The organism is Flavobacterium ichthyis (genome assembly GCF_009915155.1).
Lineage (GTDB): Bacteria > Bacteroidota > Bacteroidia > Flavobacteriales > Flavobacteriaceae > Flavobacterium > Flavobacterium ichthyis.
Window position 1 is genome coordinate 1 of sequence record NZ_JAABLM010000035.1, and the last position, 246, is coordinate 246.

General features: G+C 42.7%; 1 protein-coding gene. It reads right to left on the reverse strand.

What is annotated here, in order from left to right; genetic code table 11:
* A partial coding sequence (locus GV828_RS13095) for a hypothetical protein (protein WP_166537941.1) occupies positions 1-246 on the reverse strand: 246 nt, incomplete at both ends.

Here is a 246-nt window from a genome sequence, read left to right on the forward strand (position 1 = left end):
GCGAAACCGTATTGCCACAAAGGTCTGTTGCTGTCCAAGTTCTTGATAATGAATAATTTCCAGCGCAAGTTCCGTTAGTTCTTACTTCTTCAAAAGTTACATTTGCAGTGCCACAATTATCCGAAGCTGAAAGCGTTGCCGCAACCGGAACTGCATCACAAGAAACGGTCAAATCTATTGGTAAAGTTTCGTTGAAAGTTGGAGCCGAATTGTCTTCCACAGTTACAATTTGCGTATGCGAAACCG